The organism is Cupriavidus sp. R6-3, assembly GCF_059772245.1.
Map to the genome: position 1 here is coordinate 1 of NZ_JCBAJO010000227.1, position 7,402 is coordinate 7,402.

A 7,402-nucleotide genomic window follows, 5' to 3' on the forward strand; every position below is an offset into this window, starting at 1 on the left:
GCGTCGCCGCACGCGGCAGGAAGGCGGTGGCGAGATCGAGCGTGCCATCCGCCCGCCGCAGCGCGCGCAGGTCGAGCCCGTCCAGCGTCACGCCGCGCAGATGGATCAGGTTGTCGGCCGGCGCCAGCCGCGCGATATCGACCGTCAGCTTGCCGGCCTGCAGCAGCGGCGCGCCGCCGCGCTTGCGGATATCGGCCTCGCGCAGCGTGGCGGTGCCCGAGACGTCGATCTGCTGCTGGTCCTGCTGCTGGCGAAGACCCACCACCAGCCGCGTGTCGAGCTTGCCCGCCTTGACTTCGGCATCGGTCAGCCGCGGCGCGAACGGCATGAAGCGGACCAGGTCGAGGCCATCCAGATCGAGGTTCAGCTTCGCCTCGCGCGCATCGGCGAACGGCAGCATGGTGCCGCTGACCGCCAGCGGCGAGCCGTTGATATGGGCGCTGATGGTCGGCTGCGTGACGATATTGACGTCGTGCGGCAGATTCGACAGGAAGGGCAGCGTGACCGTCAGATGGTCGATGCGCTGCGTTTCGCCGAGCATCCTGTCGTCGAAGCGCAGCGAGCTTTCCGTCAGCGCGATGTTGTTGATCGAGAAGCGGGCCGGCTTGCCGTCGTCCGGACTCTTCGGCCTGGCCTCCAGCCGGTCGCGGATGTCGTCGAAGCTCAGCCGCCCATCGGCTTCGCGCACGACATGCACCGCGAGCCGGTCGATATGGACCGCGTCCACCACCGGGGCGAGGCGCCACAGCGAGGCGATCGACGCGTCGATATCGGCCGAGCCCAGCGTCAGCATCGGCGTGGTGCCATCCGGCTCGAAGATCGTGACATCGCCGACCGTCGCGGCCAGCGAGAATGGCCGCACCTGCGCCGCGCCGATCGTCACCTTGCGCCCCAGCGCCTCGCTGGCCTGGCTCGCGGCCAGCGAGCGGATCAGCGGCGGTCCGCCGAAATAGCCGGCCAGACCGAAGATCGCCACTGCTGCCGCAATGCCGCCCGCCACGCGCAGGCCCGTACGCCGCCGCGGCGTCGCGGTGGCGGCCTGCATGGAAATCTTGAATGCCATGTCGTCCCGAAGAAATTGACCCCCACAGCCGCACGTGCCCGGCGGTTTTCGCCTGCCGTCATCGCGGCCTGGCGCCCTCCCGATGCACGTCCTTGGCTCCAGTTGTGCTCTGGATCCCACTTTTTTGGGCATTATGGTAATGCTTCATGACGGGGCGCGGGGGATTATTGCGAACGGCGCATCGGCGGCCCGGCCTTCGATCTGGTATCGTTTCGCCTTTGCGAAGCGTTCCGTCGCATGCCGAGGCCCACCCGTCCTCTGGCCCTGCCTCTCTCCCGCGCTGTACCCGCCGGCCGTACCCTCACACTTACCCGTGTTAGCGCGCTTCGCATGCGATCTCCTCCATGCGAGTTTTCTGCGAGTTTCCTCAATGTCCACCACCAGCAGTACGGTTGGCGCCGGCGGCGCGTCGCTCGAACGCGCCGCGCGCCCGCTGACCGGCCAGGATTACAAGACCCTGTCCCTCGCCGCCCTCGGCGGCGCCCTCGAGTTCTACGACTTCATCATCTTCGTCTTCTTCGCCACCGTGATCGGGCAGCTGTTCTTCCCGCCCTCGATCCCGGACTGGCTGCGGCAGCTGCAGACCTTCGGCATCTTCGCCGCCGGCTATCTGGCGCGTCCGCTGGGCGGCATCATCATGGCCCACTTCGGCGACCTGCTCGGGCGCAAGAAGATGTTCACGCTGTCGATCCTGTTGATGTCGGTGCCTACGCTGCTGATGGGCATGCTGCCGACCTACCACGCGATCGGCCTGCTGGCGCCGGTCGCGCTGCTGCTGCTGCGCGTGCTGCAGGGCGCGGCGGTCGGCGGCGAGGTGCCGGGCGCCTGGGTCTTCGTCTCGGAACACGTGCCCAGCCGCCACGTCGGCTATGCCTGCGGCACGCTGACCGCGGGGCTGACCGCCGGCATCCTGCTGGGCTCGCTGGTGGCGACCGGCATCAACACGATCTTCACGCCGGAGCAGCTGACCGACTGGGGCTGGCGCGTGCCGTTCCTGCTCGGCGGCGTGTTCGGCATCGCGTCGATGTACCTGCGCCGCTGGCTGCATGAAACGCCGGTATTTGCCGAGCTGCAGCGCAAGAAGGCGCTGGCCGCCGAAATGCCGCTGAAGGCCGTGGTGCGCGATCACCGCGGCGCGGTGGCGGTGTCGATGCTGCTGACGTGGATGCTGTCGGCCGGCATCGTGGTCGTGATCCTGATGACGCCGACCTTCCTGCAGAAGCTCTACGGATTCGACGCACGCACGGCGCTGGTCGCCAACAGCGTGGCGACGCTGTGCCTGTCGATCGGCTGCGTGGTGGCCGGCGCGCTGGCCGACCGCATCGGCGCCCGCCGCACGCTGTTCTTCGGCGGCCTGTTCCTGGCCGTCAGCAGCTATCTGTTCTACACGGTGATCCACCAGCGCCCCGACCTGCTGCTGCCGCTCTATGCGCTGGCCGGCTTCGCGGTGGGCACCATCGGCGCGGTGCCGTTCGTGCTGGTCAACGCGTTCCCGGCGCATGTCCGCTTCTCCGGCCTGTCGTTCTCGTACAACCTGTCGTACGCGATCTTCGGCGGGCTGACGCCGATGGCGGTGACGCTGATGCTGAAGAGCGATCCGCTGGCGCCCGCGCACTATGTCGTCGCGCTGTGCGCGCTGGGCATGGTGACCGCGCTGTTCGCGCGCAAGTCGACCAGGTTGTAAGCGGACCGAGGCCGAACCGGGTCGATCCCGGGGCCGATTCCGGGGCCGGTCCGGGGCGCGATTGCGCAGGCCGATCCGGAGGCCGATCCGGGGACTGGTCCAAGACCAGGCCCCCGGGCGCCCTGCCCTGGCACCCCGGCCGCCCGGCCGGTGCCGTGGTTCAGCGCCGATGCTCGCGGAAGAACTCCCACATCAGCATGCTCGCCGCCGGCCCGGTGTCGCTGTGATAGCGATAGGCCGGATCGCCGCCGCTCCACGCATGGCCGAGCCCGGCCACTTCGCATAGCTGCACGAGATCGCGGCGGGAGTAGCCGAAGCGGGATTCGAGGTAGTGGCCGGCGGGCATGCCGGCCGAATCGGCGTTGCCATTGGTGTGGCCATCCGCGTGGCCCTGCTGCTGGCGCGTCGACGCGCCGGCAGCCCGCACCGGCTCACCGCTACGGCGCTCGCCATCGACGCGATCCGGCAGGCGGTTGTAGGCCAGGAACTGCCGCGCCAGCAGCCGCGCATTGACCGGGTGCACCACCTCGTCGTCCATGCCATGCAGGATCAGCGCCGGCATCGGCTTGCCGGCCAGCGCGACGCCGGCCGCATCGAGCAGGGCCGCCGGCTCGGCCCGCGAGCCCTGCTGCATCGCCCGCAAACCCGCCCGCGCCGAATCGGCGGCGCCCACCACCACGCCGGAATGCAGGCCCACCGCGGCGATCCTGTCGGGATAGCGCAAGGCCACCACGGCCGCCATCGCGGCACCGGCGGACAGGCCGGCGAGGTACACCCGATCGGGACACACATCGCGCCGCAAGGCCAGCGCATCGATCAGCGCGGCGATCGCCTGCGCTTCGCGCGCGCCCTCGCTGGCGGCGAGGTCGAACCATTGCCAGCAGCGCTGCAACTGCCGCCGCAGCGGCTGTTCGGCATAGGCAACCAGAAAGCCCTCGCGCTCGGCGAGCGCATTCATGCGCGTGCCGGCGGCGAAGTCCTCGGCGGTCTGCCGGCAGCCATGCAGCATCACCACCAGCGGCAGCGGCCCGCGGTGCCGGCGCGACGGCTCGTAAAGCCAGTAGCTCAACTGCGATACCAGTTCGCCGGGCATTGCCGGCAGCTTCAGGCGCCGCTGCGACCACTGCCCCGGCAGCGGACCGGCAGGCAGCGCGAGCGGCGGCGGCACGCGCGTGCGGGCGGTGGGAGCCGTGGTGCCCCGTCCGTGCAAGCGATCGAGCCAGTCGCCAAGGTGACGGGCCGACTGACGCGGCAGCGTGCCGATCTGCCGCCACGGACGCTGCCAATTTCCCATCAAGCTTCTTGCCATGCGCGGTTTGCGGAAGCGCGCGAACGCTCCGGGTTGATTTTTGCTGCGTTGCAGCATAGCACATGGATTTGAACGCATTTCGCTTGCCAATGTAGGACAGTGACTGACAGCACACCGGCAATCGGCTCGCTATGGTTTCGCCATGGCGAACGGGCAGCCCGCCCGCAGCCGCCATTCGAGGCCAACTCGATACCGGTATCTTCATGCGGAACTCGCTTTTGATTTCGTTGCCCCACCCCTGGCGCGCAGCCGCCCTGATCGCCTGCGCATCGTGGCCGGCGGTGGCCCAGCATGGCAACGCCGCCGCCTCGACCACCGCGCCGTCGAGCATGTCGGCACTGGCCCGGTTGCTGGTCGGGGTGGCCGACGGCCGGCCCACCGGCATGAACGGCGTCACGCGGCTGACCGGTTCCGGCAGCAGCACCGATGTGGCGCTGGGCAGCGCCTGCCGCGAGCTGACGCGCTCCGGCCCCATCCTGCTCGATACCGCCACGCGTCTGGACGGCTGCCGCGGCGAAAGCGGCAAGCGCGTGGTCTTCCATCTGAATCTCGTTCGTTTCGATGCCTCGCGCGAGGGCACCGCCGCCTTCATGGCCAGCGCCACGCCGGCTCTGGTGCGCGGCATCTGCCGCAATCCCGATGTACCGGTGCTGGGCCGCCTGGGCATCGCACTGGTGTTTCGCTACACCGGCATCGGCGACCGGCCGGTCGGCGAAATCGCGATCGCGCCCGGCCGCTGCGAACAGGATTGATCGCGGCATCGGATTCGGAGCAACGCGTCCGATAGAACACCGTCCGCGTCGAACTGCGATAGTCGCGGCATGGCGCATTGGCTAGATTCCTCCGCTTCACTGTGTCTGCCCGGAGGTCGCCGCGATGCCAACCCCTCTTGCCAACCGCACGCCGTGCATGGCGGCGACGATGCGCCGGCCGGCCGATGCAGCGCTCTGAGCGTCGGCTGTACGGGTTGATGTCGTGCGGCTGCCTGCTGTGGGCGGCGCTGGTGGCCGCGCAGCTCGGCCGCATCCAGACGCAGCGCGACGATACCGGAGCAGTGCGCGAACGGCTCGCCGACACGCTGACCAGTGCCGAACGGCGCTGGCTGGCCGCCCATCCGGTGGTGCGCTACAGCGCATCGCCGATCGGTGGGCCGATGGCCTTCGTCGGCGCCGGTGGACATGCCGCCGGCATCGCCGTACAGACGCTCGAGCAGGTCGGCCGCATCACCGGCCTGCGTTTCGAACCGGTCTGGCAGCAAGACCCCGGGGCGCGCGAAGCGGCCCTGCGCGACGGCACGGTGCTGCTGGTGCCCGCGGTGACGGCGGACTCGCCGCCGCCCGATGCCGCCGCGATGCGCGAATCGGGACGCCGGGCGCGCCGGTTGCAGCCATCGCTGCCCTATCTGATTACGCCATGGGTCATCACCACCCACGCCGCCAACGGCGCCATCCGGGATGCCGCGGGCCTGGCCGGCATGCGCATCGCCGTGCGCCGCAGCAGCCGCGGCCTGGCGGAGCGCCTCGCACAGGTTCCCAACGCCACCGTCATCCGCACCAGTTCCACGACCGAGGCTTACCGCATGGTCGCGCACGGCCAGGCCGACGCCGCGGTCGACACGCTGACCTGCGCGCACTACATGGTCCGCTACGCCTTCGCGCCATGGCTGCGCGTGGCCGCTCCGCTGGGCCCGCAGCCGGCCGCGATCGGCTTCGGCGTTTCGCCGGCGGCGCCGCAGCTGCGCATGATCCTGAACAAGGCATTGGCCGCGATCCCGCCAGCGCACTGGGACGCGCTGCAGGCCGGCTGGGTGTCGACGGCGCAGATGCCCGCTGCGGTTCCCGCTGCGCTGCCGGCGCCCGCGCACGCGCACCACGGACGTCGGCCATGGCTGCTGACCTGCTCGCTCGGCACCTTGCTGTGGATGACGGCAATGGGTGCGTGCGCGGTCGCCCTGCATCGCCACGGCCGGCGCATCGCCCGCGCCGCCACCACGCTGCACCGGCGCCTGGGCAACGCACGCCCGGCCACCCGCCGCAGCGCGGCCGGCATGCGGCCGTCCGCGGACGGCGGCCACCGTGGTCCCTCGCCTTGTGTGGGCTCTGCCGTCGGCGCTGCCGTCGGTGCTTCCCCCGGCGCATCGCCCGATGCGGATCGCCTGAGCCTGCTGGCGACGATCTGCCATGAAATCCGGACACCGATGCACGCGGTGATCGGCATCCTCGATCTGCTCAAGCACAAGACCGCGATCCATGGCGAGGCCCGCCACTACATCGACACCGCGCACGACTGCGCCAAGTCGCTGGTCGCGCTGGTCGGCGATCTGCTCGACATGGCGCGGCTGGAGGCGGGCCGAATGGAAATCCGGCCGGAGCCGGTGCAGCTCGATACGCTGCTGCAGCAGTGGGTCCAGGCGTTTCGGCCGCTGGCGGCATCGCGCGGTCTGCGCATCCGCCTGCAGTTGGGCACGCTGCGGGCCCGCCGCCATCGGGCCGACCCGCAGCGGCTGCGGCAGGTGGTCGGCAATCTGCTCAGCAATGCGATCAAGTTCAGCGGCCATGGCGACATCACGGTGAAGCTCGAGAGCGCGGGCGAGGATGTCGATCGGGAAACGGTGCGCATCGTGGTGCGCGACCGCGGCCCCGGCATCGCAGCGGACCAGATGCCCCGGCTGTTCGAGCCCTTCTTCCGGGCCGCGGAAGCGCGCTCGACCAGCGGTACCGGCCTCGGTCTGTCGATCTCGCGCCAGCTCGCCCGCCAGATGGGCGGGGACCTCGAACTGCTCAGCCGGCCGGGCCAGGGCACCACCGCGCTGCTGACGCTGACGCTGACCGCGGAGGCCTGTGCAGGACGCGCGCTGCGCGGCGACAGCCGTCAGGCCGCTCGCGGCCGGCCGGCGATCGCGCCATTGCGCAAGGGCTATTGCGCGCTGATCGTCGACGACCATCCGGCGGGCCGGATGCTGCTGGCCAGGCAGCTGCGTCATCTGGGGGTGGAGGCAATCGGTACCGGCGATGCCCACGAGGCGCTGGTGCGGTGCGCGGCGCCGGACCCCACCTTCGATCTCGTGATCCTCGACTGCAACATGCCCGGCATGGACGGCTTCACGCTGGCGCGCAAGCTGCGCGCGCAGGAGCGGGCCCTGGCCCGGTCGCGCGTGCCCGTGCTTGGCTACAGCGCCGACGCGCGGCCGCACAACCGCCAGCAAGCCCTGGCGGCCGGCATGGACGATTGCCTGTTCAAGCCGATCGATCTCGACACGCTCGGGCGCGCATTGCAACACTGGCTGGGGGACCCGCCGGGCGGGCGGTGCCTTTCGACGTCATTCGCCGCAGCGCCCCACGCGCCG

5 protein-coding genes are annotated in these 7,402 nt (G+C 70.4%); 3 read left to right on the plus strand and 2 right to left on the minus strand.

The genetic code is table 11. The features are described 5' to 3' along the window. Window positions 1–1,063 (minus strand): DUF748 domain-containing protein (locus tag AC6EI8_RS22215; protein ID WP_498382896.1); only part of this gene is annotated, 1,063 nt, incomplete at its 3' end. Between the two features lie 370 nt (window positions 1,064–1,433). Between AC6EI8_RS22215 and AC6EI8_RS22220 the strand changes: the two genes are divergently transcribed. Beyond that, a complete protein-coding gene (locus AC6EI8_RS22220; protein WP_498382897.1) occupies window positions 1,434–2,747 on the plus strand; it encodes an MFS transporter in 1,314 nt (437 codons plus the stop codon). Between the two features lie 160 nt (window positions 2,748–2,907). Here the strand turns inward: AC6EI8_RS22220 and AC6EI8_RS22225 are convergent, their stop codons facing one another. Then, window positions 2,908–4,056 carry an extracellular catalytic domain type 1 short-chain-length polyhydroxyalkanoate depolymerase gene (locus tag AC6EI8_RS22225; RefSeq protein WP_149318433.1) on the minus strand — a complete coding sequence of 383 codons (1,149 nt, stop codon included), beginning with the start codon at window positions 4,054–4,056 and terminating at the stop codon, window positions 2,908–2,910. A 218-nt stretch (window positions 4,057–4,274) separates the two neighbouring features. Between AC6EI8_RS22225 and AC6EI8_RS22230 the strand changes: the two genes are divergently transcribed. Next, window positions 4,275–4,808 carry a hypothetical protein gene (locus AC6EI8_RS22230; protein ID WP_149318434.1) on the plus strand — a complete coding sequence of 178 codons (534 nt, stop codon included), beginning with the start codon at window positions 4,275–4,277 and terminating at the stop codon, window positions 4,806–4,808. Between the two features lie 185 nt (window positions 4,809–4,993). Beyond that, a partial coding sequence (locus AC6EI8_RS22235; RefSeq protein ID WP_498382898.1) for a hybrid sensor histidine kinase/response regulator occupies window positions 4,994–7,402 on the plus strand: 2,409 nt, incomplete at its 3' end.